Source organism: Clostridium sp. (genome assembly GCF_036643715.1).
Taxonomy (GTDB): domain Bacteria; phylum Bacillota; class Clostridia; order Clostridiales; family Clostridiaceae; genus Clostridium.
The window spans coordinates 16,593-43,437 of record NZ_JAVXRL010000027.1 but is presented as its reverse complement, the minus strand read 5'-3'; the positions used below and the strand labels follow the sequence as shown (position 1 = coordinate 43,437).

General features: G+C 29.2%; 25 protein-coding genes. 20 read left to right on the top strand and 5 right to left on the bottom strand.

Going from position 1 to position 26,845, the window contains the following annotated elements:
• The first annotated feature begins 250 nt into the window (after window positions 1-250).
• The 15 genes from RSF37_RS09255 (at window position 251) to gpmI (ending at window position 17,469) form a co-directional block, all read left to right on the top strand.
• Window positions 251-952, top strand: coding sequence for a response regulator transcription factor (locus RSF37_RS09255; RefSeq protein WP_332564127.1), 702 nt, complete (start codon window positions 251-253; stop codon window positions 950-952).
• Window positions 942-2,474 (top strand): HAMP domain-containing sensor histidine kinase, encoded by a 1,533-nt coding sequence (locus RSF37_RS09250; RefSeq protein ID WP_332564126.1) that lies wholly within the window; start codon window positions 942-944, stop codon window positions 2,472-2,474. The genes RSF37_RS09255 and RSF37_RS09250 overlap by 11 nt, the downstream gene beginning before the upstream one ends.
• A 154-nt stretch (window positions 2,475-2,628) precedes the next feature.
• On the top strand, window positions 2,629-3,591 hold the full coding sequence (locus tag RSF37_RS09245; protein ID WP_332564125.1) for a glycoside hydrolase family 25 protein: 963 nt from the start codon (window positions 2,629-2,631) through the stop codon (window positions 3,589-3,591).
• A 133-nt stretch (window positions 3,592-3,724) separates the two neighbouring features.
• On the top strand, window positions 3,725-5,134 hold the full coding sequence (locus RSF37_RS09240) for a VanW family protein (RefSeq protein WP_332564124.1): 1,410 nt from the start codon (window positions 3,725-3,727) through the stop codon (window positions 5,132-5,134).
• A gap of 161 nt (window positions 5,135-5,295) precedes the next feature.
• On the top strand, window positions 5,296-6,132 hold the full coding sequence (locus RSF37_RS09235) for a Cof-type HAD-IIB family hydrolase (RefSeq protein ID WP_332564123.1): 837 nt from the start codon (window positions 5,296-5,298) through the stop codon (window positions 6,130-6,132).
• Between the two features lie 48 nt (window positions 6,133-6,180).
• Complete coding sequence (gene splB, locus RSF37_RS09230) at window positions 6,181-7,200, top strand: spore photoproduct lyase (RefSeq protein WP_332564122.1); 1,020 nt, start codon at window positions 6,181-6,183, stop codon at window positions 7,198-7,200.
• Window positions 7,201-7,384: 184 nt separating this feature from the next.
• Window positions 7,385-7,846, top strand: coding sequence for a tRNA (cytidine(34)-2'-O)-methyltransferase (locus RSF37_RS09225; protein WP_332564121.1), 462 nt, complete (start codon window positions 7,385-7,387; stop codon window positions 7,844-7,846).
• A 19-nt stretch (window positions 7,847-7,865) separates the two neighbouring features.
• Window positions 7,866-8,705, top strand: a complete 840-nt coding sequence (locus RSF37_RS09220; RefSeq protein ID WP_332564120.1) for a DegV family protein — start codon at window positions 7,866-7,868, stop codon at window positions 8,703-8,705.
• Window positions 8,706-8,821: 116 nt separating this feature from the next.
• Window positions 8,822-9,892, top strand: coding sequence for a BMP family lipoprotein (locus RSF37_RS09215; protein WP_332564119.1), 1,071 nt, complete (start codon window positions 8,822-8,824; stop codon window positions 9,890-9,892).
• Between the two features lie 51 nt (window positions 9,893-9,943).
• Window positions 9,944-11,326, top strand: a complete 1,383-nt coding sequence (rpoN, locus tag RSF37_RS09210; RefSeq protein ID WP_332564118.1) for an RNA polymerase factor sigma-54 — start codon at window positions 9,944-9,946, stop codon at window positions 11,324-11,326.
• A gap of 170 nt (window positions 11,327-11,496) precedes the next feature.
• Complete coding sequence (locus RSF37_RS09205; protein ID WP_332564117.1) at window positions 11,497-12,534, top strand: sugar-binding transcriptional regulator; 1,038 nt, start codon at window positions 11,497-11,499, stop codon at window positions 12,532-12,534.
• 54 nt (window positions 12,535-12,588) lie between these two features.
• Window positions 12,589-13,590, top strand: coding sequence for a type I glyceraldehyde-3-phosphate dehydrogenase (gene gap / locus RSF37_RS09200; RefSeq protein ID WP_332564116.1), 1,002 nt, complete (start codon window positions 12,589-12,591; stop codon window positions 13,588-13,590).
• Between the two features lie 111 nt (window positions 13,591-13,701).
• Complete coding sequence (locus RSF37_RS09195) at window positions 13,702-14,892, top strand: phosphoglycerate kinase (RefSeq protein WP_332564115.1); 1,191 nt, start codon at window positions 13,702-13,704, stop codon at window positions 14,890-14,892.
• A 109-nt stretch (window positions 14,893-15,001) separates the two neighbouring features.
• Window positions 15,002-15,748 (top strand): triose-phosphate isomerase, encoded by a 747-nt coding sequence (tpiA, locus tag RSF37_RS09190; RefSeq protein ID WP_332564114.1) that lies wholly within the window; start codon window positions 15,002-15,004, stop codon window positions 15,746-15,748.
• A 188-nt stretch (window positions 15,749-15,936) separates the two neighbouring features.
• Entirely contained in the window at window positions 15,937-17,469 is a 1,533-nt protein-coding gene (gene gpmI / locus RSF37_RS09185) for a 2,3-bisphosphoglycerate-independent phosphoglycerate mutase (RefSeq protein WP_332564113.1), read from the top strand.
• A 51-nt stretch (window positions 17,470-17,520) separates the two neighbouring features.
• On the opposite strand, the gene RSF37_RS09180 is transcribed toward gpmI, so the two are convergent.
• A complete protein-coding gene (locus tag RSF37_RS09180; protein ID WP_332564112.1) occupies window positions 17,521-17,886 on the bottom strand; it encodes a hypothetical protein in 366 nt (121 codons plus the stop codon).
• A 202-nt stretch (window positions 17,887-18,088) separates the two neighbouring features.
• Here RSF37_RS09180 and RSF37_RS09175 point away from each other — a divergent pair, with 202 nt between their 5' ends.
• The 3 genes from RSF37_RS09175 (at window position 18,089) to eno (ending at window position 20,747) form a co-directional block, all read left to right on the top strand.
• Window positions 18,089-18,499 (top strand): DUF2871 domain-containing protein, encoded by a 411-nt coding sequence (locus RSF37_RS09175; RefSeq protein WP_332564111.1) that lies wholly within the window; start codon window positions 18,089-18,091, stop codon window positions 18,497-18,499.
• 92 nt (window positions 18,500-18,591) lie between these two features.
• Window positions 18,592-19,194, top strand: coding sequence for a protein kinase (locus RSF37_RS09170; RefSeq protein ID WP_332564110.1), 603 nt, complete (start codon window positions 18,592-18,594; stop codon window positions 19,192-19,194).
• 257 nt (window positions 19,195-19,451) lie between these two features.
• Window positions 19,452-20,747 (top strand): phosphopyruvate hydratase, encoded by a 1,296-nt coding sequence (gene eno / locus RSF37_RS09165; protein ID WP_332564109.1) that lies wholly within the window; start codon window positions 19,452-19,454, stop codon window positions 20,745-20,747.
• Window positions 20,748-20,802: 55 nt separating this feature from the next.
• Here the strand turns inward: eno and RSF37_RS14790 are convergent, their stop codons facing one another.
• The 4 genes from RSF37_RS14790 to RSF37_RS09150 form a co-directional block, all read right to left on the bottom strand.
• Window positions 20,803-21,522: an ABC transporter permease gene (locus RSF37_RS14790; RefSeq protein ID WP_442878716.1), complete on the bottom strand. Its 720-nt coding sequence runs from the start codon at window positions 21,520-21,522 to the stop codon at window positions 20,803-20,805.
• Window positions 21,515-22,435, bottom strand: a complete 921-nt coding sequence (locus RSF37_RS09160; protein WP_332564108.1) for an ABC transporter ATP-binding protein — start codon at window positions 22,433-22,435, stop codon at window positions 21,515-21,517. The genes RSF37_RS14790 and RSF37_RS09160 overlap by 8 nt, the downstream gene beginning before the upstream one ends.
• Before the next feature lie 76 nt (window positions 22,436-22,511).
• Complete coding sequence (locus tag RSF37_RS09155; RefSeq protein WP_332564107.1) at window positions 22,512-23,153, bottom strand: sensor histidine kinase; 642 nt, start codon at window positions 23,151-23,153, stop codon at window positions 22,512-22,514.
• Window positions 23,154-23,395: 242 nt separating this feature from the next.
• Window positions 23,396-24,103, bottom strand: coding sequence for a response regulator transcription factor (locus tag RSF37_RS09150; RefSeq protein ID WP_332564106.1), 708 nt, complete (start codon window positions 24,101-24,103; stop codon window positions 23,396-23,398).
• 249 nt (window positions 24,104-24,352) lie between these two features.
• Here RSF37_RS09150 and secG point away from each other — a divergent pair, with 249 nt between their 5' ends.
• Window positions 24,353-24,583: a preprotein translocase subunit SecG gene (gene secG, locus RSF37_RS09145; RefSeq protein ID WP_332564105.1), complete on the top strand. Its 231-nt coding sequence runs from the start codon at window positions 24,353-24,355 to the stop codon at window positions 24,581-24,583.
• 176 nt (window positions 24,584-24,759) lie between these two features.
• Complete coding sequence (locus RSF37_RS09140; RefSeq protein WP_332564104.1) at window positions 24,760-26,775, top strand: sodium-translocating pyrophosphatase; 2,016 nt, start codon at window positions 24,760-24,762, stop codon at window positions 26,773-26,775.
• Window positions 26,776-26,845: the final 70 nt, after the last annotated feature.

Genomic DNA, 26,845 nt, shown 5'->3' with positions numbered 1-26,845 from the left:
TAGATTATTGACAAGAAAATAAATATATAATCACAACAACAATTAATTAGAACATAGTTATATGTTTATATATTTTATAATGGAAACCATAAGCACTATAGGAAAAATATTAACGATGATGTATAATGAAAAAAAGTTTAAGAATTTGTTAAGGAATTAATAGTAAATTATTTAAGAAGTGATTTTTATACTTATAATATAACCGAAAATAGTGTGGGTATGATGCACTAGTAGAAAGGGAGTTTGAAAATTGAAAAAAGAGAGAATTTTAATTGTTGATGATGAAAAAGAAATAAGAGATTTAGTTGAGATATATTTAAAAGGCGAAGGTTACGATACACTAAAGGCAGGAGATGGTGAAGAAGCGTTATATTTACTTAAATGTAATGATATAGACCTAGTTATACTAGATGTTATGATGCCAAAATTAAATGGTATAGAAACATGCCTTAGAATAAGAGAAGAAAGCCAAATGCCAATAATAATGCTTTCAGCAAAATCTGAAGATGTTGATAAAATATTAGGGTTAAATATGGGTGCAGATGATTATTTAAGTAAACCATTTAATACATTAGAGTTAATGGCGAGAGTTAAATCTCAACTTAGAAGATATAAGAAATTTAACTCTTATCAAAGTAGAGAAGAAAACGAACTTACAATAGTAATCGACGATCTTGTAATTAAGCTAGATACTCATGAAGTTTTATTAGGTGAAAAAAGTATAAAGTTTACACCAACAGAATTTGATATTTTAGTTTTACTTGCGAAAAACAGAGGAAAAGTATTTTCAATGGTAAACATATATGAAAGTGTTTGGAATCAAGAATATATGGAGTCAGATAATACTGTAATGGTTCATATTAGAAAGATAAGAGAAAAAATAGAAGAAAATCCTAGAAGTCCAAGGTTTATCAAAACTGTTTGGGGGGTTGGATACAAAGTTGAAAAATAAAAAAAAGACTGAAAAAGTGAAAAAAGAAAAGCTTAGAACAAGAGTGTATAACAGGATTTTAAAATTAAAAATCATTGAAAAATCAAAAGAAGCTTTCTATTATGTTGATGAAAAAGTAAAAAAGAGCATAAGATTTGAACTTGTTATTGTATTTGGAGTTTGTTTTGGAATATCAGCTTTATCATATGTCCTTATGAATGACATGTTTAGAGATGTAAAAACAAATGCTGAAATAAGATATGATTATAGTACTATCGAAAGAAATGCACAGCAGATAGTAGACAATATAGAAAGAGATAAAAGAGAAAAAGGGTTTGACATAAAAGATGATGAAGCATTCAATGAAGCATTTAGAGTTGATACTACATCTGATAAAATTTATGTTACAGATATAGACGGAAAAGTTCTCCATAGAAATCAAAATGCATCAGAAGAAAAAATAGATATATTTAATACTTTAAAAAATGTATCGAAGAATACTAAAAGTGAAGTGGATGGAAATGAATACACATTAATATATCCTTTAGATATTAATGGCGGAAAATACTACTTAATATATAATGGAATACCACCAGCTGGAATTGAATATGTAAATTACGAAGTTTCAAATTCCTTCCTAGCATTAAGTCTTTCAATAATAATGTTTATTATAATTTTCCTTCTTGCAACAAACAAAAAAGCAAAATATTTAGATGAAATTGCAAAAGGAATTAAAAGTATAGCTGAAGGTGATTTAGAATATAACATTCCTGTAAAAGGAAATGATGAAATAAGTAATATAGCTATTAATGTTAATAATATGGCAGATGAAATAAGTACTAGAATAAATGCACAAAAAATATCAGAGCAGACAAAAGCTGATTTAATAACAAATGTTTCTCACGATTTGAGAACGCCTTTAACATCAATAATGGGTTATATAGGACTTGTTAAAGATAAGAAGTATGGTGATGAAGAAACAAGGGATGAATATTTAAATGTTGCTTACAATAAAGCTGAAAAACTTAAGATTTTAATTGAAGATTTATTTGAATATACAAAGCTTAATAATAACGGAATGAAATTAAATAAGGCGGAAGTAAATCTTGTTGACTTCGTATCACAAGTATCAGAAGAAATGAGACCATACTTTGAAGATTCCAATGTAGATCAAATAAAAACATTAACAGATCAAAAAATAATAGTTAGTATTGATACTAGTAAAATGGTAAGAGTTATTGAAAACTTATTAACAAATGCTGTAAAATATTCTTATAAGCCTGGAGCTGTAATTATAGGTGTTTATGCAAAAGATGGATACGCAACTATTGCAGTTAAAAATAGAGGGGAGAATATTCCACAAGCTAAACTTGATAAATTATTTGATAGATTTTATAGATTAGATGAATCAAGAAGTGCTGAACTTGGAGGCTCTGGCCTTGGTCTTGCAATTTCTAAAAATATAGTAGAAATGCATGGCGGAGCAATATGGGGAGAATGTTATGGCAATGACATTAGTTTCTATATAAGAATAAAAATATAAAAGTAACCAAATTTTAATAATATCTTAATCATATTTTAATCGAAGAATTGTTTATAACATTTAAAATATAGTAGAGATTAAGTAATTTGATGTAACCTTATTAGGGGGAATACAATATTCTATTATAGAGTAAGTATTTTTTCTTGGAGGCGTTATGCAAGATAAGGATGCTAATAGTAGATTTGGCATAGATTTAAATGAATATAGTACTGGAGTTAATTTTAAAACATTAGCAAGTAAAATTGACTTCTTGTACTTAAGATCTTCAGGTTCTGGAACGGGGAATTTTAGAGTAGATAAAAAGTTCCTAGAATTTGCGAACGAAAGCAGAAAATATGGTATACCAGTAGGAGCATACCACTTTGGAGTACCATCACTTAATTTAGTAAGTGCAGATTCTCAATGTGATGATTTCATTGATATTCTTCAAAAGGGATTTGGTAATAAAAATTACGGAGATTTATTCCCAGTACTAGATATAGAAACACCTATAGAACCTAAAATGGATACAGATGCACTGCTAAAATGGATAGACAGATTCAGAAAAAGATTCGAAAAGAAAACAAGAAGAAGATTAATGCTTTATACAGGATTATTCTTTATACAGCTTTATAACAATTTTAAAGCTTCTGATGGCACATATCCACTCAAAAACATGCCTTTATGGATAGCTATGTATAAGAGTGTTCCAAGCAATCCACCGTTTCCACCTGATATAGGGGGATGGACAAGGTGGAGGATATGGCAATTTACTGAATCACAAATAGTAAGCGGAGTTTCAAATCCAGTTGATGCAAACTGGGGTCCAAATAATTTGGACCTACTTGTTCAACCTAGTCAAGTTAAAGGATTAACTGCAACTATGGATAATGAATATATTTATGTTTCATGGAATAAAAATAGTGATATAGATTTATTAGGATATAATATTTTTGTTGATAACTATTGGGTTGGTACAGTTGATAAAAAAGATACAACTTTTAAGATTCCACTTAAGAGGATTTTTAGACCAAAGAGTCGAATATTAGATATAAGTATAGAAGCTTTTGATTATGATGGAGAAACATCTCAAATAAGAAGTAGAGTAAAGCTTGATGGTAGAAAAAAGATAAAGTAAAAAAGATTATAATATTTTGAAATTACAGGGTAGCGAATTACTAGTAATCTACTAGTAATTCGTTGACCTATAATATATTTTTAAAGGAATAATAATTTATAATTAACAAATTTAAGATGGAGGTAAGAACTTAGTGAAAAGTAGGGTTGAAAAGACTGCTTCTAAGGACGGAAGCAAAAGGAAGAAGCAAATAATAATTGCAAGCATTGCCCTTATTGTATTGGTTTGCGGTGGTATAGGTGCATATGCACTATCAATAAATAGCACTGTAAAAGAGTGGAATAATAAAATTTACCCTGGTGTAACTGTTGGGGGAATTGACTTAAGTGGAAAGACAAAAGAAGAAGGTATGACTTTATTAAAGGATAACTTCTCAAATAAAATTTTAGATAAGAAAATAGTAGTTAAAATAAAGGACAAGGATAAAGAATATGATGCAAAATATTCAGAACTTGAACCACATTATGAAATTGAAAAAGCTGTAGATGAGGCTTTTAGTTATGGGAAGGATTCAAATGTATTTGAACAAAATTCTATAATAAAGAAAGGTACATCAGACAAGCACGAAATTCAACTTAACTTTACTTATAGTGAGAAGAATTTAAATAATTTAGAAGATAAAATGATTAAAAAGTTCAACATAGCACCTAAAAATGCAAAAATGAACATAAGTAGTGGTGGAAACATTTCAATAACACCAGAAACAGTTGGATATGGTGTAAACAAAGAAGAACTAAATAAATCTCTTAAAGAAAATATAAATGGAGATCTTGATACGGAAACTTTAGTACAGTTAGAGTATAAAGAAGACAAGCCTAAAGTTACTAAAGAAGAGTTATCAAAAATAAATGGAGTAATTGGTTCATCTACTTCATCATATCAATCTTCAGATGCTAACAGATCAGCTAATATAGCTGCAGCTACTGAATTCGTTAATGGAACTCTTTTAATGCCAGGGGAAGTATTTAGTTATAGTGAGGCAACTCAAAGAGATAAAAGTAAGTACAAAGAAGGAAATGTATATATTAATGATAAGGTAGAAAAAGATATTGGTGGCGGAATATGCCAAGTATCATCAGCTTTATATAGAGCTGTAATGAAGGCTAATATAAGACCTGTAGAAAGACACAACCATTCAATGACAGTAGGATATGCAAAACCTGGACTTGATGCTACAGTTGCTTGGGGATATTTAGACTTGAAAATTAAGAACACATATGATACTCCAATATATATTCTAGGTACAACTTACAATAAAACAGTAGATTTTAAAGTGTATGGTGATACTAAAGAATTAAATGGAAAAACATACGATATGGTAAATGAAATTGTTAAGACTATTCCATCAACACAAGAAACTATAAATGATCCAAGCCTTCCAGAAGGAACAAGAGTAGTTGAATCTGCTGGAATAACTGGATACGTTGCAAAGGGATATCAAGTTACTTATGAAAATGGAAAAGTTATAAAGAAAGAATTAATTTCTACAGATACTTATAAAATGATTCCACAAAAAATAAAAGTTGGAACTAAGAAAAAATAATAAAAGTTAAAAAAAGTTTAATTAAGTAAATAAAAGTGGAAATTTTAACTAATTTCTCATAGAATATAAGTATATAAGATTATATAATAGAACAAGCTACGCTTAAGTGTAGCTTGTTTTTCTATAAACTGTTCTAATAAATAAAACTTGGAGATGGATAGATGACTTACAAAATGGTATGTATTGATATGGATGGAACATTGCTTGGCAAAAGGAAGTCTATATCAGAAGAGAGTAAGAAAGTAATAAAAAAAGTCAATGATAAAGGTGTAAAAGTAGTTGTTACAACTGGAAGATTATATAATAATGCAGCTTATTATTCAGATATAATAGGAGCGTCAGATGCAGTTATTGCTGGAAATGGAGCTGTTATTAGAGAGAAGAGAAAAGATGATATTATTTATAGAAGTAAAATAGATTCTAATATATGCAAAGAACTTCTTATGAAAGCTAAAGAGTGTGGAGTAATACTTCATCTTCACACATTAGATAGAATAATTACAAATAGTTATTTTAGTAATTTGATTGCAAAAATAGTACTTCCAGGAAGGAAATATAAGGATTTCCCTATACATACTGAAACTATAACCAATTCTAATGTAGAAAAAATATTAGAAAAATATAATGGTAAAGTTACAAAATGTATAATGTTTTCTACTTCAGCTCAGAAAACTAAAGATTTCAGAAAAGAAATAGAAAATATAGAAGGTATAGTTTGTTATTTATCTGGAGATAAAAGCATTGAAATAAATAAATGTGGTGTATCAAAAGGAAATGCAGTTAAAGCTTTAGGAGAGCACTATGGAATAAAAAAAGAAGAAATAATATGCATTGGTGATAATGAAAATGATATTTCTATGATTGAGTATGCTGGACTTGGAATTGCAATGGGCAACGGAATAGATAAGCTTAAAGAAAAAGCAAACTATATAACTGACACTAATGTAAATGACGGAGTACGTAAAGCTTTAGAAAAATTTATTTTAAAAAGTAGATAGTTATAATTAGTTATATTAATGAAAATACTACTTAGAGGAGGAGATTTTATGTTTAATCCATATAAAGTAGTATTTGATGAAAAAGCTTTACAATATTCACTTGGCACAGAACTTTTAAATAGATTTAAAGAAAGTGATTTAGAGGTTTTAGTAAATAAAGGTGGAAGAGTACTTGGCAAAAAAGATGATAGCGATTCTAAAAATTTCTTTTTAGGAAAGAGAACTTTAGTAATCGGTGTTAGAAAAATAACAGAATTTCAAAGTTGTAAGCCTTCAGCTAATTACCAATTACCACTATTAAGTGGCTGTAGTGGTATGTGTGAGTATTGTTATTTAAATACTCAACTTGGAAAAAGACCATACACTAAAGTGTATGTAAATATTGATGAAATATTAAATAAAGCATTTAAGTACGTTGAGGAAAGAAAGCCAGAGAAAACTGTATTTGAAGGTGCAGCAACATCAGATCCGATACCAACTGAACAATACACAGGTGCACTTAAAAAAACTATTGAGAAAATAGGTGAAAATGAATTTAGTTATTTTAGATTTGTAACTAAATTTTCAGAAATTGATTCATTAATTGGAATTAAACATAATGGTCATACGACTATAAGATTTAGTTTAAATACAAATAAAATAATTGATGAATTTGAAAAAGGAACAGATAGTTTTGAAGACAGGATTAATGGAGCTAAAAAGCTTTATAATGATGGATATAAAATAGGATTTATAATAGCACCAGTATTTTTATATGATGGATGGAAAGATGATTACTTAAAGCTTATAAGGAAAATTTCAGAAGAATTTAGTAATGCTAAAGAAGGTAGAGAAATAGAAATAGAAATAATATCACATAGATATACAGAACGTGCTAAAAATCAAATATTAACTGTTTATCCAAATTCTAAGCTTCCTATGGGGAAGGAAGGAAGAAGTTTGAAATATGGTCAATTTGGTTATACAAAGTATGTCTATGACAAGGAAAATATAAAAGAAATGAAAGAATTCTTCGAAGAAAAAATAAGGAAATATATGAATAAATGTATAATAAAGTATATAATTTAAAAGACTAATTTACTTAGGTTAAAATAAAGTAATTACAATTTACGTATTCTATAAATGCTTTGACTAATGAGAATTCATGTAGTATTATTTTTATTATAGCTTAATTTTTAGGCTTAGAAGAGTGAAAGATGAATGAAAATTCATCTTATTTTTTCTTTTTAGTTAATCAATGGAAGGTGATTTTTTGAATTTAAATATAGTAATGTATCAACCAGAGATACCTCAAAATACAGGGAATATAGCAAGAACATGTGTTTTAACAGGAGCTAAGTTACATTTAATTAAACCACTAGGGTTTGATATTAGTTCTAAGCAAGTTAAAAGAGCTGGCCTTGATTATTGGAGTGAATTAGATCTTGAGGTACATGAAAGCTATAAAGATTTTATGGAGAAATATGGGGAAAATAAAATATATTTAGCAACAACTCACGGGGGAGAACACTATGATGAAGTGAAATTCGAAGAAGGGGATTTCATAATGTTTGGAAGGGAAACATGTGGAGTGCCTGATGATGTTCATAATGCACATGAAGGGCTAAGAGTACCGATGATTAAAACTAGTACAAGAAGTTTAAATCTTTCAAATACAGTAGCCATAATTGCATATGAAGCATTAAGACAATTTGGATTTCCAAACATGAAGTAGAATTGAAAGGGGAATAGGGATGGAAAAAATAAAAATTATTACAGATAGTACTGTTGATTTACCGAAGGAACTTTTAAGGGAATTAGATATTGACGTACTACCAGTTCTTATAAATTTTGGGGAAGAAAGTTATTTAGATGGGGTTGAAATGGATCTAAATGAAGTGTTTAAAAGAATTGATGAGGGAGATGTATTTCCAACAACAGCTCAAATAACACCAAATAGATTTGTTGAAGTATATAAAAAGTACATAGATGAAGGATATAAAGTTTTATCAATAATTATGTCATCTGGTATGAGTGGAACTTATGAATCTGCTTGCCTTGCAAAGCAAATGCTTGAGACTGAGGATGTAGAAATAATAGATTCACAAACAATAACATCAGGACTTGGATTACTTGTTATAAGAGCAGCTAATTTAAGAGATCAAGGAAAATCAATTAAAGAAATAGCTACAGAATTAGAAGAGTTAAAACCTTATATAAGAAGTTCATTAAGCTTTGAATCATTAGATAATCTTGTAAGAGGTGGAAGACTTCCAAAGGCTGTAAGTGTTGTTACAGGAATTCTTGGAATTAGACTTATTTTAGAAGTTAGAGATGGGGTTATGGCTCTAAAAGATAAAGTAAGAGGAAATAAAAAGGCAGCTAAGAAGATTATTAATGATATAGAAAAATTAGTGCCTAGAAAAGATATACCAGTTGCGCTTATTAATTTAGATAGTGATGAGATTTATAACGTAATTAAAGAGTATTTAGATGATAATAATATAAACTATATAAATGTACCAATTGGTTGTTCAGTAGGAATACATTCAGGTAATAAAGCAGTTGGAGTATTTTTTGCAAGCGAAAATTAATAAATTATTATAAATAGTTAAAAGAAAAAAGCATCAAATTTTGATGCTTTTTTTTTTGAATTAAAAATTGTTATTTGGAGAAAATAATAGAGATAATTAAATATTGAGGTGAACATATGGATAAGGTGAAAAAGAACAAAGAAATAATAATTCTATTAATAATGGTATTTTATTTATATTTAATTTTTTTTATAAGTGGTTGTAGTTTGATGGATAAGAAAAGTTTAAGTGGGAAGTTGAAGGTTGGGCTCGTTGCACAAAGTTTTAATGATTTATCATTTGGACAAATAGCAAAAAAGGGGTTAGATGAAGCTGCGACTACTTATGATATTAAAACTGAGTTTGCAGAATTGAATGGAAAAACAGATGATGAAGATAAAATCTTTAGAAAATTTGCTGAAAATAATAATATTACTATTGCTATAGGAGAAGAGATGAAAGGAGAAATCCAAAAAGCGTCAAGGGAAAGAAGAGATAAAAATTTCACTATAGTTGATGAAAAGATAAATGAACCAAATGTTAAATCAATTACATTTAAACATCAAGAAGGTGCATTTCTGATGGGTATAATAGCTGGCAATGAAACTAAAACAAATAAAGTTGGTTTTATTGGTGGTATGGACAATAGAGTTGGTAATGAATTTTATGCAGGATATACAGCAGGGGTGAAAATTTCTAATGAGAAAGCATTAGAAGGTCTAATGGGAAGATCATTAGTTAGATTTACAGAAAATTTTTTAGATGAAAAAAAAGCATATGAAAAAGCTATTGAGTTATATGATTTAGGTTGTGATGTTATATTTCAAGCAGCGGGTAAGTCAGGACTTGGAGTATTTAAAGCAGCTAAAGAAAAGGGAAAGAAGGCAATTGGAGTTGATACAGATCAAAGAGTTACAGCACCGGAATATAAAGATGTTATTATATCATCAATGATAAAGAGTACTGATAAAGTTATGTTGAATTTATGTAAAGAAGCAAGAGAAGGAAGTTTTAAAAGTGGAATAAGGAATGTAGAGGAACTTGGATTAGCAGATGATATGATAAATTATGCACCATCAACTAAAGAGTGTGTTAGTAAAAAAACTATGGATGATGTTGAAAAATATAAGAAAATGATCATAGAGGAAGTCTTTGAAGTGCCATCAAAATTATTTGAAGTTGTAGGATTTAAAACCATTACACAATAAAATTTCTATGCTATAATTATAAAGAAAATAAAGAGTGAAATGGGTGAGCGCATGAAAATGGAATATTCTATTAATCTAACTCAAGAACAAAAGTTAGTTATGACTCAAGAAATGCAATTATCAATAAAAATGCTTCAAATGTCAGTTAATGATTTAAGAGAATACATAGATAAAGAATATGAAGAAAATCCAATACTTGATATAAAAGATCATAGCCAAGAGAAATCTTCAATTTCAGAAGATAAAACTATGGATAAATATGACTACAAAGAAATGGTAAAATATTTTGAGTTTGATAATTATGGAGCTCAAAGTTATGGATCATATGATAGTGATGATGATGTATCACCTTTTAATTTTATATCAGAAAAAAAATCACTAAAAGAATATTTAAAAGAAGAATTGATGGAATTATCAATTGATCAATATAGTAAAGAAATTGCAGAATATATTATAGAAAATTTAGATCACAGAGGATATTTAGAATGTGATTTAAAAGATATTTGTGAAGAACTTAAAATTCCCCTTCAAAAAGGGGAAGATGTTTTGAAAATAGTACAAGACCTAGAGCCTTATGGAATTGGAGCTAGAAATATTGAAGAGTGTTTACTTATTCAATTAGATAAGCTTGCTTTAGATGATGATATTATGGTTAAAATAGTAAAAAATCATTTAGGGGACATAGCTGAAAATAAATATGCAGCTATTGGAAAAAAATTAGGGATATCACCAAGAGAAGCTCAAAGGTATGGTGATGTAGTTAAGAAATTAGAACCAAAGCCTTCTAGAGGTTTTTATACAGGTGAAGAGGTTAAGTTTATAATACCTGATGCTGCAATTAGAGAGATAGATGGTGAGTACATAATTATAATGAATGATAGCGTACTGCCAAGATTATCTATAAATAATACTTACAAAGAGGTTATTAACAAAGATAAAGATAATGATGCGTCTAATTACGTTAAGGACAAACTAAATAAAGCATTATTCTTAATTAAGAGCATTGAGCAAAGAAGAAGTACTTTATATAGAGTATTAGAAAAGATAATATTAAAACAAAAGGAATATTTCGAAAAAGGTTATAATTATTTAAAACCTATGACTTTAAAAGAGATAGCAGAAGAGTTAGAAGTACATGAATCAACAATAAGTAGAGCAGTTAAAGATAAATACATATTAACTGATAGAGGAACTGTCAAAATAAAGGATCTCTTTACAACAGGAGTTTCTAATGGCGATGAGGACTTAGGAGTTGTTAAAATAAAGAATAAAATAAAAGAACTTGTTGACGGAGAAGAGAAAACAAAACCTTATTCTGATCAATTTATTTGTGATAAATTAAAAGAAGAAGGTATGAATATATCAAGAAGAACTGTGGCAAAATACAGAGAGGAACTTGGAATTAAGTCATCAAGCAAAAGAAAAAGACTTTAGCTTAAGTCTCTTTATATAAGGAATTGCAGTAGTTTTATATAGTAAATTAGGCAGAAAAATCAAAAAAAATTAAAATTATACTTCCAAAATTCATGAATTTAATTTATAATAGAACCTGTGGGACATAAAAGATAAGTATGGGACGTTTTGTGACCAAAGGGGTGTTGAAGGTGCAGGAAATATTAAGTTTGCAAAAGAAAATAGTTCCTGAACTTGTAGAGGTACTCGAAAAAAGGTACAATATACTAAGGACTATATTTTTAAACCAACCTATAGGAAGAAGAGTTTTAGCTAGTGAGCTTGATTTAAGCGAAAGGGTAGTTAGAACAGAAGTAAGTTTTCTTAAAGGTCAAGGGTTAATAGAAGTTAATACACCAGGTATGAATGTAACAAAAAGTGGTGAAGAAGTTGTTGATAAATTAAGTTCATTTATACATGAACTTAGAGGTTTGTCAGATATTGAAAAAGATATTAAAAATAAACTTTCACTTAAAAAAGTTATAATAGTTCCAGGAAATGTAGATAATAATCCAGCTGTTCTAAAAGATATCGGTAAAGCAGCTTCTAATTATTTAAGAAAAATAATTAAGAATAATTCGATTATTGCTTTAACTGGAGGTAGTTCAGTTAAAGAAGTTGTAGAGTCATTTAGAGAAGTAAAGAATTTATCTAATGTATTAGTAGTTCCAGCAAGAGGCGGTATGGGTAGAACTGTAGAGATACAGGCTAACACTTTAGCTGCATCGCTTGCAAAGAAAGTAAATGGAAGTTACAAAATGCTTCATGTTTCTGAAAATGTTAGCTTTAAGCTTTTAAAATCATTAAAAGAAGAAAATGATATTAAAGAGGTTGTAAAAAGTATACATAATGCAGATATATTTGTTTATGGAGTTGGTAACGCTGTTGAAATGGCACAGAAAAGAGGACTTTCCGAAGAAAGCATCTTAAGTCTTACAAAGCTTAAAGCTGTTGGAGAAGCATTTGGATGTTACTTCGATAAAGATTCAAAAGTGGTTTCAAAAACAACCGCTATTGGAATAAATATAGATGAAGCCAGAAAAATTAACACACATATTGTGGTTGCTGGTGGAGAAAATAAAGTAGAGTCGATTATTGCGACTCAAAGAGGTAATAAAAACGCTGTTTTAATTACTGATGAAGCTGCAGGAATAGAAATTTTAAGAGTTCTATGCAGTAAAAATAATTAATTTGTTTATAAAAAAAATTTTTATAAAAGCTATTTTTTAGGAGGTATTTACAATATGGTAAATGTAGCAATTAACGGTTTTGGAAGAATAGGAAGATTAGCATTAAGATTAATGATCAACAACCCTGAATTTAATGTGGTTGCAATCAACGACTTAACAGACGCTAAGACATTAGCTCACTTATTCAAATACGATTCAGCACAAGGAAGATTCGATGGAGAAATCGAAGTTAAAGAAGGAGCTTTCGTAGTTAACGGAAAAGAAATTAAAGTAACTGCAGAAAGAGACCCTAAGAACTTACCATGGGGAGAATTAAATGTAGACATCGTTTTAGAATGTACAGGATTCTTCGCTTCAAAGGAAAAGGCTTCAGCTCATATCGAAGCAGGTGCTAAGAAAGTTGTTATATCAGCTCCAGCTGGAAACGACCTTCCAACAGTTGTATTCAACATAAACAACGAAATATTAAAAGCTAGCGATACAGTTATCTCAGGTGCTTCATGTACAACTAACTGTTTAGCTCCAATGGCTAACGTATTAAATGAACAATTTGGATTAAAAGAAGGATTCATGACTACAATCCACGCTTACACAAATGATCAAAATACATTAGACGCTCCACATGCAAAAGGAGATTTAAGAAGAGCAAGAGCTGCTGCTGCTTCAATCATCCCTAACTCAACTGGTGCTGCTAAAGCAATCGGATTAGTTATCCCTGCATTAGCTGGTAAGTTAGACGGAAACGCTCAAAGAGTTCCAGTAATAACTGGTTCATTAACTGAGTTAGTTTGTGTTCTTGACAAGAAGACTACAGTTGAAGAAATAAACGCTGCAATGAAAGCTGCTGCAAACGAATCATACGGATACACTGAAGATCCAATAGTATCATCAGACGTAATCGGAATAAGCTTCGGATCATTATTCGATGCAACTCAAACAAAGATCATGGAAGTTAACGGAGAACAATTAGTTAAAGTTGCTTCATGGTACGACAATGAAATGTCATACACTAACCAATTAATCAGAACTTTAGGATACTTCGCTAACTTAAAGTAATCTATTAATTAGATAGCAAATAAAAAAGTTTTATAAGTCTGGTTTTGTAGTTAAGGCTATAAAGCCAGACTATTTTAAAATATAATTAAATTTATTTAAGAGGTGAAAAGAATGAACTTCAATAAAAAGACTGTAGAAGATATAGATGTAAAGGGTAAAAAAGTCTTAGTAAGATGTGACTTTAACGTACCATTAAAAGATGGTGTTATAACTGATGAAAATAGATTAAACGGAGCACTTCCAACTATTAAGTATTTAGTAGACAACGGTGCAAAGGTTATACTTTGCTCACACATGGGTAAGCCAAAGGGTGAACCAAAGCCAGAATTATCATTAGAACCAGTTGCTAAGAGATTAAGCGAAATGCTTCAATCAGAAGTTGTTTTCGCAGCTGACAACAATGTTGTTGGAGAAAACGCTAAAAAAGCAGTTGCAGAAATGAAAGACGGAGACGTTGTTTTATTACAAAATACAAGATACAGAAAAGAAGAAACTAAGAACGGAGAAGAATTCTCTAAAGAATTAGCTTCACTTGCTGATATCTTCGTAAACGATGCATTCGGAACAGCTCATAGAGCTCACTGTTCAACTGTTGGTGTAACTGATTACTTAGATACAGCTGTATGTGGATACTTAATCCAAAAAGAATTAAAGTTCTTAGGAAATGCTGTTGAAACTCCAGAAAGACCATTCGTTGCTATCTTAGGTGGAGCTAAAGTTTCAGATAAGATTGCAGTTATAAATAACCTTTTAGATAAAGTTGATACTTTAATAATTGGTGGAGGAATGGCTTACACATTCTTAAAAGCTCAAGGATACGAAATCGGAACTTCATTAGTTGAAGAAGAAAGAGTTGACTACGCTAAAGAAATGATCGAAAAGGCTGCTGCAAAGGGAGTTAAATTCTTATTACCAGTAGACCACAGAGTAGCTCCAGAATTCAAAGATATGGAAGCAACTATAACTGAAGATCAAAACATTCCAGCTGGAAACATGGGATTAGATATCGGACCAAAGACAGAAGCAATATATGCTGATGCTATAAAAGATGCTAAGACTGTAATCTGGAACGGACCTATGGGAGTATTCGAATTCGATAACTTCAATAAAGGTACAATTGCAGTAGCTAAGGCTATGGCTGATTCAAATGCAACTACTATAATCGGTGGTGGAGATTCAGCTGCAGCTGTAAACATCTTAGGATTCGGAGACAAGATGACTCACATCTCAACAGGTGGTGGAGCTTCACTTGAATTCTTAGAAGGTAAAGTATTACCAGGAATAGATGCTTTAAATAGCTAATATTTAAGTTTAGCCTAAATAGTTTTTATAAATAGTAGCCGCTCTTAGAAAATACAAAGAGTGGCTACCTTATTCCAAATAACAATAAAATAATTTAGAGGTGATTTTAATGAGAAAAGCAATAATCGCAGGAAACTGGAAAATGAACAAGACAATAGATGAAGCTGTAGAATTCATAAATGAATTCAAACCATTAGTAAAGGATGCTACTTGTGATGTAGTTTTATGTCCTACTTTTGTATGCTTAGATGCTGCTGTAAAAGCTGCTAAAGGATCAAATGTAAAGATAGCTGCACAAAACATGCACTTCGAAGAAAATGGAGCTTTCACTGGAGAAGTTTCACCAGTAATGCTTGAAGCTATGGGAATCGAATACGTAGTAATCGGACATAGTGAAAGAAGAGAATACTTCAATGAAACAGACGAAACTTGCAACAAGAAAGTTAAAGCTGCTTTCAAGCACAACATGACACCAATCCTTTGCTGTGGAGAAACTTTAGAGCAAAGAGAATCAGGGAAATTCGTTGAAGTTTTAGCTGCACAAATCACAGCTGACTTAGCAGGATTATCAAAAGAAGAAGCAGAAAAAGTTGTAATAGCTTACGAACCAATCTGGGCTATCGGAACAGGAAAGACTGCTACATCAGAACAAGCTAACGAAACAATAGCTGCAATCAGAAATGTTGTTGTAGAAATGTTCGGAAAAGAAGTTGCTGATAAAGTAAGAATCCAATACGGTGGATCAGTTAAACCAGCTACAATTAAAGAGCAAATGGCTCAATCAGACATAGATGGAGCTTTAGTTGGTGGAGCTAGTTTAGTAGCTTCAGACTTTGCTCAAATCGTTAACTACTAATATTAATTTATTAATGTAAAGTATTAACATACAAAGCAATAGTCATGATTGAATAATACCAATTCATTCATACTATTGCTTTTTGTTGTTTATGATAATTTCTTGTAGTATAATATAAGAGAAAAAATCACAATTAATATAAAAAAAGAATTTAATTATATTTTTTATAAATAGATGGAGGTAGAGTTATGGCAAAGAAACCAGTAATGTTAATGATATTAGACGGTTTTGGAATAGCAGAGGCTTCAGAAGGCAACGCTGTTTCATTAGCTAAAAAACCAAATTTTGATAGATTAGTAAAGGAATATCCTCATTCAATGCTTCAAGCTTCAGGAATGGCTGTTGGTCTTCCAGAAGGACAAATGGGTAACTCAGAAGTTGGTCATTTAAATATAGGAGCAGGAAGAGTAGTATATCAAGAGCTTACTAGAATAACTAAGTCAATAGCAGACGGAGAATTCTTCCACAATGAAGAACTTCTTAAAGCTATGAAAAATGCAAAAGAAAATAATTCAGCATTACACTTAATGGGATTATTATCAGATGGTGGAGTTCACTCACACATAAATCATTTAAAAGGACTTTTAGAATTTGCTAAAAAGGAAGGACTTCAAAAAGTATACGTTCATGCATTCATGGATGGTAGAGATGTTGCTCCTTCATCAGGTAAAGAATTCATAGAAAAGACTGAAGAAATGATGAAAGAAGTTGGAGTAGGGGAAATAGCTACAGTAAGTGGTAGATACTACGCAATGGATAGAGATAACAGATGGGAAAGAGTTGAACTTGCATACAATGCAATAGTTAAAGGAACAGGCGAAACTGCAACTAGTGCAGTAGAAGCTATAGAAAGCTCATACCATGATAATAAAACTGATGAATTCGTATTACCAACAGTAATAGAAAAAGATGGACACCCAGTTGCAACAGTTAAAACTGGAGATTCAGTTATATTCTTTAACTTTAGACCAGATAGAGCTAGAGAACTTACAAGAGCATTAACTCAAAAGGATTTCGATGGATTTAATGCAGAAAAGTTAGATGTAACATTTATAACAATGACTCAATATGATAAGACTTTCGAAGGTGTTAATGTAGCATTTAAAGCTCAAACATTAGAAAATACTTTAGGTGAATATGTCGCAGATAAGGGATTAAACCAATTAAGAATTGCTGAAACAGAAAAGTATGCTCACGTAACATTCTTCTTCAATGGTGGAGTAGAACAACCTAATGAAAATGAAGATAGAGCACTTATATCATCACCAAAAGTTGCAACTTATGATTTAAAGCCAGAAATGAGCGCGTACGAAGTAACTGATGAATTAGTAAAAAGATTAGATAGTGAAAAATATGACATGATCATATTAAACTATGCAAACCCAGATATGGTAGGACACACTGGAGTAATTCCAGCTGCTATTAAAGCTGTTGAAACTGTTGATGAATGCTTAGGCAAAATCGCAGCAAAAGTTCTTGAAAAAGATGGATCATTATTTATAACTGCTGACCACGGAAATGCAGAAACAATGATTGATTTCTCAACAGGAACACCATTTACAGCTCACACAACTGATCCAGTTCCATTTGTATGGGTATCAAACCATTCAGAAGGAAAGACATTAGAAGATGGTAAGCTATCAGACATCGCTCCAACAATGCTTGGAGAAATGGGTCTTAAAGCACCAGAAGAAATGACTGGACATTCATTAATAAAGTAATTTATTATAATTAATATAAAGAACTCACAGAATTTACTGTGAGTTCTTTTTTTAGCATTCAGGGTGAGATATTAAATCTCGCATGGAAATTTCATAATCGCCAAGTTGTGTTTTGAAGATTGTGACTTTAATATATACATAAGTATCTTCTTTAAGGTTCTCATAAACTAAAAATTTATGGGTTTTTCCATGAGGATCAGTAAATAAAATATAAATTGAAGTAGAATCTAATTTATTTATGTGAAATAAACTAGATTGTATTTGGAATAAGTGATTATAATTTGGACTTAAACTTTTTCTCATTTCTTTAATGTCCATGTCTTTAGAAAAAAGTCTTGTTATAAATATATTATCATCTGTATTATTTAATACTTTAAACGTTACCTTTGAATCTGTATTATTAGAAAACCAAAACATACTAATCTCCTAAAATTTATCTTTCACTTATAATATATAATTTATAGATTAAAAAGATTACTTTAGATTCATTTTATTTATAGTGTATTTTAATTTTGAATAATTATATATTGAAATGTTTTATATACACAAAATATAAAAGATGATAAAATAAGATATTGATTACTAAAGAATAATCAGTATTATTAAAGGGGGATTTATAATGAGAAAATTAATTAATGCATCATTTATTTATGCTATTTTAGCATTAGTAAGTGGAGTTTTTTATCGTGAGTTTACAAGAATATTTGAATTTACTGATAAAACTACATTGTCAGTATTACATGTACATTTATTTGTTTTAGGAAGCTTAGTGTTCCTACTACTTACTTTATTTGAGAAAGAATTTAAAATTACTAAGAATAAATTATTTAATAAGTTTTTTATTACTTATAATTTAGGTCTTATATTTATGATAGGTATGTTTGTATGGAGAGGTATTGATCAAGTGCTTGTATTAAATGGAGGCGCTATGGTTTCAGGAATAGCTGGAGTATCACATATTATATTCAGTGTTGGAATTATAATGATGTTTGTTGTAATAAGAAATGAAGTTTTAAAAAGCGAAAATTAGGAACAAAGTTTATAATAACCTTTATAAGATTATCACAATAAAAGATATATTTAATAATATATAGTGTGAAGAATAATATTTAGGTAGAAAAGATGAAAGTTAATTATGATTATTCTGTCTGCTTTGATAAAAATACAGAAAAATTATTTAGAAAAGGGGAGTACTTAGGACAAGGCAATAATGGAATAGTATTTGAGCTCCCTGGGAATAAAGTAGTAAAAATTTTTTTAAAAGAAAAAATTTGTAAGGCAGAAGGAAACACATTAAAGAGAACAAAGAAATCAAAATACTTTCCTAATATATATGTACATGGAAAACTGTATATAGTAAGGGAAAAGGTTTCAGGAGTACGTTTAGACAAATACATAAGAAGAAACGGAATAGATAAGCAATTAACTCATAAAATATATAAATTACTACAGGAGTTCGAATATTTAGGTTTTAAAAAACTTGATACAAGATGTAGAGATATTTATATAACTAAAAGTGGAAGACTAATGATGATAGATCCAAAAGGTTGCTATACTAGGAAAGTGGATTTTCCAAGACACTTAATGAAGAAACTTAATGCCCTTTCAATATTAGATGATTTTTTAAACCAAATGGAAGAAATAGATAAAGTTAAAGCTAAGCATTGGAAGTGTGAGATAGAGAAATATTTTATTAAGGAAAACATAGAATATATCCATAAATAAAAAAGTTAGAGGTTTTATTGCCTCTAACTTTTTTGTATGTGATTATACTCAAAAATGTTATGAATAAAGCAGTTAATTTGTTATGAAAATAGGGTGTATATTAATAAATTGAAAATAAATATCAATTGATTGAAAATATCATTGGATAGGAGTATAATATATTTAAATTAATAAATAATCAAATTAATAAATAATATTTGATCTTAATACAAATAATAATTATTGGTAATTGATTTTTAACGAGGAGGGTATTAAAAATGAAACAATATGCAGAAATAGTTGATATTTTAGCAAGAGAAATATTAGATTCAAGATCATTCCCAACAGTTGAGGTTGAGGTATATTTAGAAGATGGAACAGTAGGAAGAGCTGCAGTACCATCAGGAGCATCAACAGGAGTATTTGAAGCTGTTGAACTTAGAGATGGAGACAAGGATAGATTCAATGGAAAAGGTGTTTTAAATGCTGTAAAGAATGTTAATGATATAATAGCAGATGAATTAGTTGGTTTAAATGCTTTAGATCAAACTTTTATAGATAAGACATTAATAGAACTTGATGGAACTAAAAATAAAGGAAAACTTGGAGCAAATGCTATACTTGGTGTTTCACTTGCAGTTGCTAAAGCATCAGCAGAATTTTTAGGTTTACCTTTATATCAATATGTTGGTGGAGTAAATGCAAAAGTATTACCAGTACCAATGATGAACATCATAAATGGTGGAGAACATGCTGATAACTCAGTTGACCTTCAAGAATTTATGATAATGCCAGTTGGAGCAAAGACATTTAGTGATGCATTAAGAATGTGTTCAGATGTATACCATGCACTTAAGAAGATATTAAATGAAAAAGGATATTCAACAGGTGTTGGTGATGAAGGTGGATTTGCACCAAACTTAAAATCAAATGAGGAAGCTATTGAAGTTATTATAGAAGCTATAAAGAAAGCTGGAATAGAACCAGGAAAAGAAATGTTTATAGCATTAGACCCAGCATCATCAGAATTCTTTGAAGATGGTAAGTATGTATTAAAACATGAAGGAAAGACATTAACACCAAAAGAAATGGTTGATTTTTATGAAGACTTAGTTAATAAGTATCCAATTATCTCAATAGAAGATGGTATGGCTGAAGAAGATTACGAAGGCTGGAAGATCATGACTGAAAGACTTGGTAAAAAGATTCAATTAGTTGGTGATGATTTATTTGTTACTAATACAGAAAGATTAAAGATGGGTATTGAAATGGGAATTGCAAATTCAATTCTTATTAAACTTAACCAAATTGGTACATTAACTGAAACTTTAAATGCTATAGAAATGGCAAATAGAGCAGGATATACAGCAGTTATATCTCATAGATCAGGTGAAACAGAAGATACAACTATTTCAGATTTAGTTGTTGCAGTTAACGCAGGACAAATCAAGACTGGTGCACCAGGAAGATCAGAAAGAGTTGCTAAGTACAATCAATTACTTAGAATTGCTGAAGAACTTGATGATGTAGCTGAATACAGAGGAATGGACTCATTCTTCAACTTAAAGAAATAGAATAATATTTTAGCCCTGTATCAAATCACATTTGATACAGGGCTTTTTATTGTTACTATAAATCTAGTTTTTTATAAACTATAGTAAGAATATAAATTAAAAGTAAAAAAATACAGAACATAATTAATGTATATTGAGGTTCTAGAAATGGTAAAGTTGATTCCATGAATTTTAAATTGAAATAATCAAAAGCAGGTAAATTTAATAAGCAATATTTTATTTTATCAATTGGGAAAATAGTGAATATTGTTATGTTAGACAAAACTAATAGTATACTATATCCAAAAGGAATAAATATATTTTTAATTTTTATTGATAACAATATAGTTATTGGGCATATAAACATATTAAGTAAAAATGATTTAAAAAATATACTTAAATTTTCGTTAAGTAGCAATTGTAAATTGAAATCTTGAAATGATAATTTTGACATGAATAAAGTTGCAAAAATTGTAATTGAATACATTAATAAACTTAAGATAAATAATACAAAAAATTTTGATAATATTAATTTTAGTGGTGATAAAGGGTATGAAAAATATATATTTTCATTTTTATCTAAAAACTCTCGTGAGTATATATAACTGCAAACAATATTAATAATTAATGGAAAGAGTATTAAAACATTTATAGTTAAGCAAGTTGCAATAAAATTACTTGATGATATATTATTTTTAGAAATTATCATTGGAACAATTAAAGGCGTTATAATCATTAATAATGGTATAAAAGTTTTCTTTAGTTTTATTAATTCGACTTTGAAAATATTAAGCATTAGTTTGACCTCCAACTAAATTAAGAAAATACTCTTCTAAAGATTGATTAACTATATTTATTTCCTTTATTGAAATAGAATTTTCAATAAGCTCTTTATTTAATAGAGCAGTGTCTATAATTTCATCAAATATTCTAATTTCGTTATTATTTGTAATTGAATAGTTTTGAATAGATTTGCTTTTCTCTAGAAAAATTGAACACTTATTTAAATCATTAGTGTTTATTCTAATATAAGATTTCTGTAATTTTAGAAGTTTATCTTCATTTAAAACATCTACTAAATAACCATTGTCAATAATTGATATAGTATCTGCAAGTTCTGAAACTTCACTTAATATATGGCTAGATAAAAGGATCGATATATTACTGTTACGGGATAGGTCTAATAAAATATTTCTAAGATCTTTTATACCAAGTGGGTCTAGCCCATTTGTTGGTTCATCTAAAATAAGTATATTAGGCTTATGAAGTAAGGCGCGGGCTATACCCAATCTTTGTTTCATTCCAAGTGAAAAGTGTTTTACTTTTTTATTTAGTATTTCTTTGGAATTTAAATTAACTATTTTTAGAACATCATAAATATAGTTTTCGTTAGCTATACCCATCATTAGTCTATGAATATTTAAGTTTTCATAGCAAGTAAGATTAGGATAAAATGATGGATATTCGATAACACTTCCAATATGTTTTGTGGATGTGTTTTTAGAATAGGGGTCACCATTTATAAGTATTTTTCCTGATGTTGGCTTTGTAAGGCCAAGTAACATTTTTAATGTAGTAGTTTTACCTGCTCCATTTTTCCCCAAAAAACCATGGATTTCACCTTTTTTTATATTTAAGTTAAGATCTTTTATAACAAAGGTGTTTTTATATTGCTTATTTAAATTTATAGTTTGTATTATATAACTCAAAGTATCACCTCTTAATAATTTATAAGTTAAGTTTAATAAAAAAATTTATCTTCTAAATTATAAAAATATAATATTTCTATGATAAATATATTTTAAAAATGAAAGTTGTAGGTTTTTTAGTTGATAAGACATCTATTGATCCGTTTATTAAATTAGCAAGTTCCTTTGATAAAAATAGTCCAAGACCGGTACCAGAAAAGTTTGAGCTATTTTTGCCACGATACCATTTATCAAATAGAAACCTAAGTTCATTTTCATTTATACCGATACCATTATCTGAAATTAATATTTCTAAATTATCTTTATAGTTATTTAATTGTATTGATAAGTAATTACCGTCTTTACCGTATTTAATAGAATTAGATATTAAATTTGACAGTATTCTAAACATTATATGTTTGTCGTTATATATATAAATATCATCCTTTGGTAAATCTATATTTACATCTATATTGTTAATAGAAATATCATTGTAATAAATTAAAATAATTTCTCGTATAAGTTCACATAAATTAAAGGTTTCTTTAGAAATAACAATCTTTTTACAATCAATTTTGCAAATTGTAAATATTGAATCGATGTAATTTTGGATTACTTTAGTATTTTTTCTTATATAGTCTATTTCTTTCGAGTTTTCATTACTCTCGCTTAATAAATCAGAAAAACCAATGATTGCAGTTAAAGGAGTTCTTAAATCATGAGAAATATTCGTAAGCATTGATTTAATATTGGACTCTTTAAAATTTAAATCATTATTATGTTCATTTAGTAAAGATATATATTTATTTAGTGCTTTTACATGATTTATAATAGTTGTATTTGATGAATATATACTAATTTCTTGTAAGGGATATGATTTATTACTAAAGCTAATTTGCTTTGTAATATAGCTAATTGATTTATGAAGAGAAATTATATATATAATGAGAATAACAATTATAAAACAAAAAATATAATTAATCATATATCACCTAATTTATATCCTATACCCCAAACAGTTTTAATGTACTTTGGAGATTTTGGGGAGTCCTCTAGTTTTTCTCTAAGTCTTTTTATTAGAGCTGTCACAGTATTATCACCACTCATAAAATCTTCACCCCAAATTAAGTCATACAAGTTTTGTTTAGTAAAAACTTTTGATGGGTTTTTCATAAATAGGTGAAGGAGGCTAAACTCTTTAGAAGTTAGCTGAATTTCATTATTACCTTTTATTAAAATATAATTGTCTAAATTTAATGTTAAATCCCCAATAGAAATTTTATTATTTGTTTTTATTACATCTATGTCTTTATATGAGTATGAATTAAATCTTCGTAAATTTGCTTTTATTCTTGCTTTTAATTCTGTATTTGAATAGGGTTTTTTTATGTAATCATCAGCACCTAGTGTTAATGCTATAGCAAGGTCAGCGTCATCATCTTTTGCAGAAACAACAATTATAGGTGACTTTGTTATAGATCTAAAAAAAGGTATTAAGTCAAAACCATCAATATCCGGTAGCATTAAGTCTAAAATTATTAAGTCAAAACTAGAGTGGATTAACTTCTTAGCATCTTCTCCGGAATATGCTTGTACAACCTTAAATCTTTCTTTTTCTAATAAGTTTTTCATTAAAATATTTAAATCGTATTCGTCTTCTATTATTAAAACTGATAAATTATTAATCATGATTACCCTCCTAATATAATGTAAATATTACATAATTATACCATTTTATACATTGGGAGAGAAGTTATAAAAGAATATAATGTTTTAAGTGGTTTATAATATAATTATTAGTATTATATGAGAATAGGAGATGAAGCGTAAGAATTTTACAAAAATATGTAAAACTATATAGAAATATTAATTGCGTTATGATATACTTATGTGGTTAAGAATGTGAAATATAGATTTAAATATTAGGAGGTGTTTCCCATGAAAACAGCATTATTCGTTGTTGAAGCTATACTTGGTCTAGTGATTATTGTATCAATACTTATGCAACCTAGTAAGTCAGACGCGTTAAGTGGACTTATTCAAGGTAGCAACAATGATACTTTCTTCTCAAGAAATAAATCAAGAACAAGAGAAGTTATGTTAGAGAGAACAACCGTTATTTCAATGTTACTATTCGTAGTAAATACAATGGCATTAAATATGATTTAGTATTTGTGGGAAGCACAAATTAAATTTTAGTCAGTCAAATTTATTTGGCTGGCTTTTTTGAATTTCAAAATAATATTTTTAAAACTTGTTTATACATAATTCTAATATGGTTATTAACTTCATAGGTATATATTAGCATGATTTATGCTAAGAATATTAAAGAGAGGTGTGGAGTTATGAACTTATTAATACTACCACTAATTTGTGGAATCATTGCATTTGTTTTTTTAATTTTCATTATTAAGGGTATTATGAAAAAAGAAGATGGAACTGGAATTATGAAAGAGATTGCATCACATATAGAAGAAGGTGCTATGGCTTTTATAAAAAAGGAGTATAAATATTTATCAATATTTATTGTAGCAATATTTTTGTGTATAGCAATATTTTTAAGCTACAAAACTGCAATTGCATTTTTAGTAGGTGCAATTTTCTCAATGATAGCAGGCTTTGTTGGAATGAGAACAGCAGTTAAAGCTAACGTTAGATGTGCACAAGCTGCTAAGTCAGGAATAAAAAAAGCTTTAGGCGTTGCATTTTCAGGTGGTGCAGTTATGGGACTTTGTGTTGTATCCCTTGGAATAATTGGACTTACTATATTCTCATTTATATTTGACTTAAATGCAGAATATATAACAGGTTTTGGACTTGGTGCATCATCAATAGCGCTTTTTGCAAGAGTTGGAGGTGGAATATATACAAAGGCAGCAGATGTTGGTGCTGATTTAGTTGGAAAAGTTGAAGCTGGTATACCAGAAGATGATCCAAGAAATCCAGCAGTTATAGCAGATAATGTTGGAGATAATGTTGGAGATGTATGTGGTATGGGAGCAGATCTTTTTGAATCATATGTTGGTTCAATAATATCAGCAATTACTTTAGGTGGATTCTTATCAGTTACAGTACTTGGAAAAGAAGCTTCAATATATCCACTTATACTTGCAGCCGTTGGAATAATATCTTCAATTATAGGTATTTTTGCAGTTAATATGTATAAAGGTGATAATCCACAAAAAGCGCTTAATTTAGGAAGCTTTTTATCAGGGGGAATAGCTCTTGTACTTAGTGGGTTTGTATGCAACTACTTATTTAAAGATTTAAAATTATTTATACCAATAGTAGTTGGTGTATGTGTTGGACTCCTAATTGGTAAAATAACAGAAGTATATACATCATCTGATTACAAGTCAGTTAAGTATATGGCAGAAGAATGTAATACAGGTGCTGCAACTAATATAATTGCAGGACTTGCAGTTGGGATGAAATCAACTGTTATTCCAATAATTTTAATAGTAATTGGAATTTTAGTTTCTTATTTTGGAGCAGGTGGAGCGGACAATTCATTAATAGGATTATATAGTATAGCACTTTCAGCAGTTGGTATGCTTTCTACTACTGCAATTACAGTAGCAGTTGATGCTTATGGACCTATTGCAGATAATGCAGGTGGTATAGCTGAAATGAGTGGACTAGATGAAGAAGTTAGAGAAGTTACAGATAAACTTGATTCTGTTGGTAATACAACAGCAGCAATAGGAAAAGGTTTTGCTATTGGCTCTGCCGCATTAACAGCATTAGCATTATTTGCATCATATACTCAAGCTGTTAAATTAGATACAATTAATTTGCTTAATCCACTAACTTTGGTTGGTGTTTTAATTGGGGGAATGCTTCCATTTTTATTTGGTGCTCTTACTATGCAATCAGTTGGTAAAGCAGCAGGAGAAATGGTATCAGAAGTTAGAAGACAGTTTAAAGAAAAACCAGGTATTTTAGAAGGAACAGAAAAGCCGGATTATTCTACTTGTGTTGAAATTTCAACAAGAGCAGCGCTTAGGGAGATGTTACTTCCAGGAATTATAGCAGTTCTATCACCGATTGTAGTTGGGTTACTACTTGGAAAGGAAGCATTAGCTGGACTTATATGTGGAGGCGTTGTAACTGGGGTTATGATGGCGATACTAATGTCAAATGCAGGTGGTGCTTGGGATAATACTAAAAAGTATATTGAAAGTGGAGTTCATGGTGGAAAAGGTAGCGATGCTCATAAAGCAGGAGTAATTGGAGATACAGTTGGAGATCCATTTAAAGATACATCAGGTCCTTCAATGAATATATTAATTAAACTTATGACAATAGTAGCAGTTGTATTTGCGCCACTTATAGTTGAATTTGGTGGAATATTATTTTAAAATAATATAGTAGAATAAGCTATTTTCTTATAGAATATTAAATTCTGAATAAGAAGATAGCTTTTTTTGT

Coding starts and splice junctions, on each gene's coding strand:
- RSF37_RS09235 (WP_332564123.1), top strand. CDS start 5,296: ATGACTTACAAAATGGTATGTATTGATATGGATGGAACATTGCTTGGC.
- gpmI (WP_332564113.1), top strand. CDS start 15,937: ATGGCAAAGAAACCAGTAATGTTAATGATATTAGACGGTTTTGGAATA.
- RSF37_RS09195 (WP_332564115.1), top strand. CDS start 13,702: ATGAACTTCAATAAAAAGACTGTAGAAGATATAGATGTAAAGGGTAAA.
- RSF37_RS09215 (WP_332564119.1), top strand. CDS start 8,822: ATGGATAAGGTGAAAAAGAACAAAGAAATAATAATTCTATTAATAATG.
- eno (WP_332564109.1), top strand. CDS start 19,452: ATGAAACAATATGCAGAAATAGTTGATATTTTAGCAAGAGAAATATTA.
- secG (WP_332564105.1), top strand. CDS start 24,353: ATGAAAACAGCATTATTCGTTGTTGAAGCTATACTTGGTCTAGTGATT.
- RSF37_RS09150 (WP_332564106.1), bottom strand. CDS start 24,103: ATGATTAATAATTTATCAGTTTTAATAATAGAAGACGAATACGATTTA.
- gap (WP_332564116.1), top strand. CDS start 12,589: ATGGTAAATGTAGCAATTAACGGTTTTGGAAGAATAGGAAGATTAGCA.
- RSF37_RS09245 (WP_332564125.1), top strand. CDS start 2,629: ATGCAAGATAAGGATGCTAATAGTAGATTTGGCATAGATTTAAATGAA.
- splB (WP_332564122.1), top strand. CDS start 6,181: ATGTTTAATCCATATAAAGTAGTATTTGATGAAAAAGCTTTACAATAT.
- RSF37_RS09220 (WP_332564120.1), top strand. CDS start 7,866: ATGGAAAAAATAAAAATTATTACAGATAGTACTGTTGATTTACCGAAG.
- rpoN (WP_332564118.1), top strand. CDS start 9,944: ATGAAAATGGAATATTCTATTAATCTAACTCAAGAACAAAAGTTAGTT.
- RSF37_RS09175 (WP_332564111.1), top strand. CDS start 18,089: ATGAGAAAATTAATTAATGCATCATTTATTTATGCTATTTTAGCATTA.
- RSF37_RS09170 (WP_332564110.1), top strand. CDS start 18,592: ATGAAAGTTAATTATGATTATTCTGTCTGCTTTGATAAAAATACAGAA.
- RSF37_RS09140 (WP_332564104.1), top strand. CDS start 24,760: ATGAACTTATTAATACTACCACTAATTTGTGGAATCATTGCATTTGTT.
- tpiA (WP_332564114.1), top strand. CDS start 15,002: ATGAGAAAAGCAATAATCGCAGGAAACTGGAAAATGAACAAGACAATA.
- RSF37_RS14790 (WP_442878716.1), bottom strand. CDS start 21,522: ATGCTTAATATTTTCAAAGTCGAATTAATAAAACTAAAGAAAACTTTT.
- RSF37_RS09180 (WP_332564112.1), bottom strand. CDS start 17,886: ATGTTTTGGTTTTCTAATAATACAGATTCAAAGGTAACGTTTAAAGTA.
- RSF37_RS09155 (WP_332564107.1), bottom strand. CDS start 23,153: ATGCTTACGAATATTTCTCATGATTTAAGAACTCCTTTAACTGCAATC.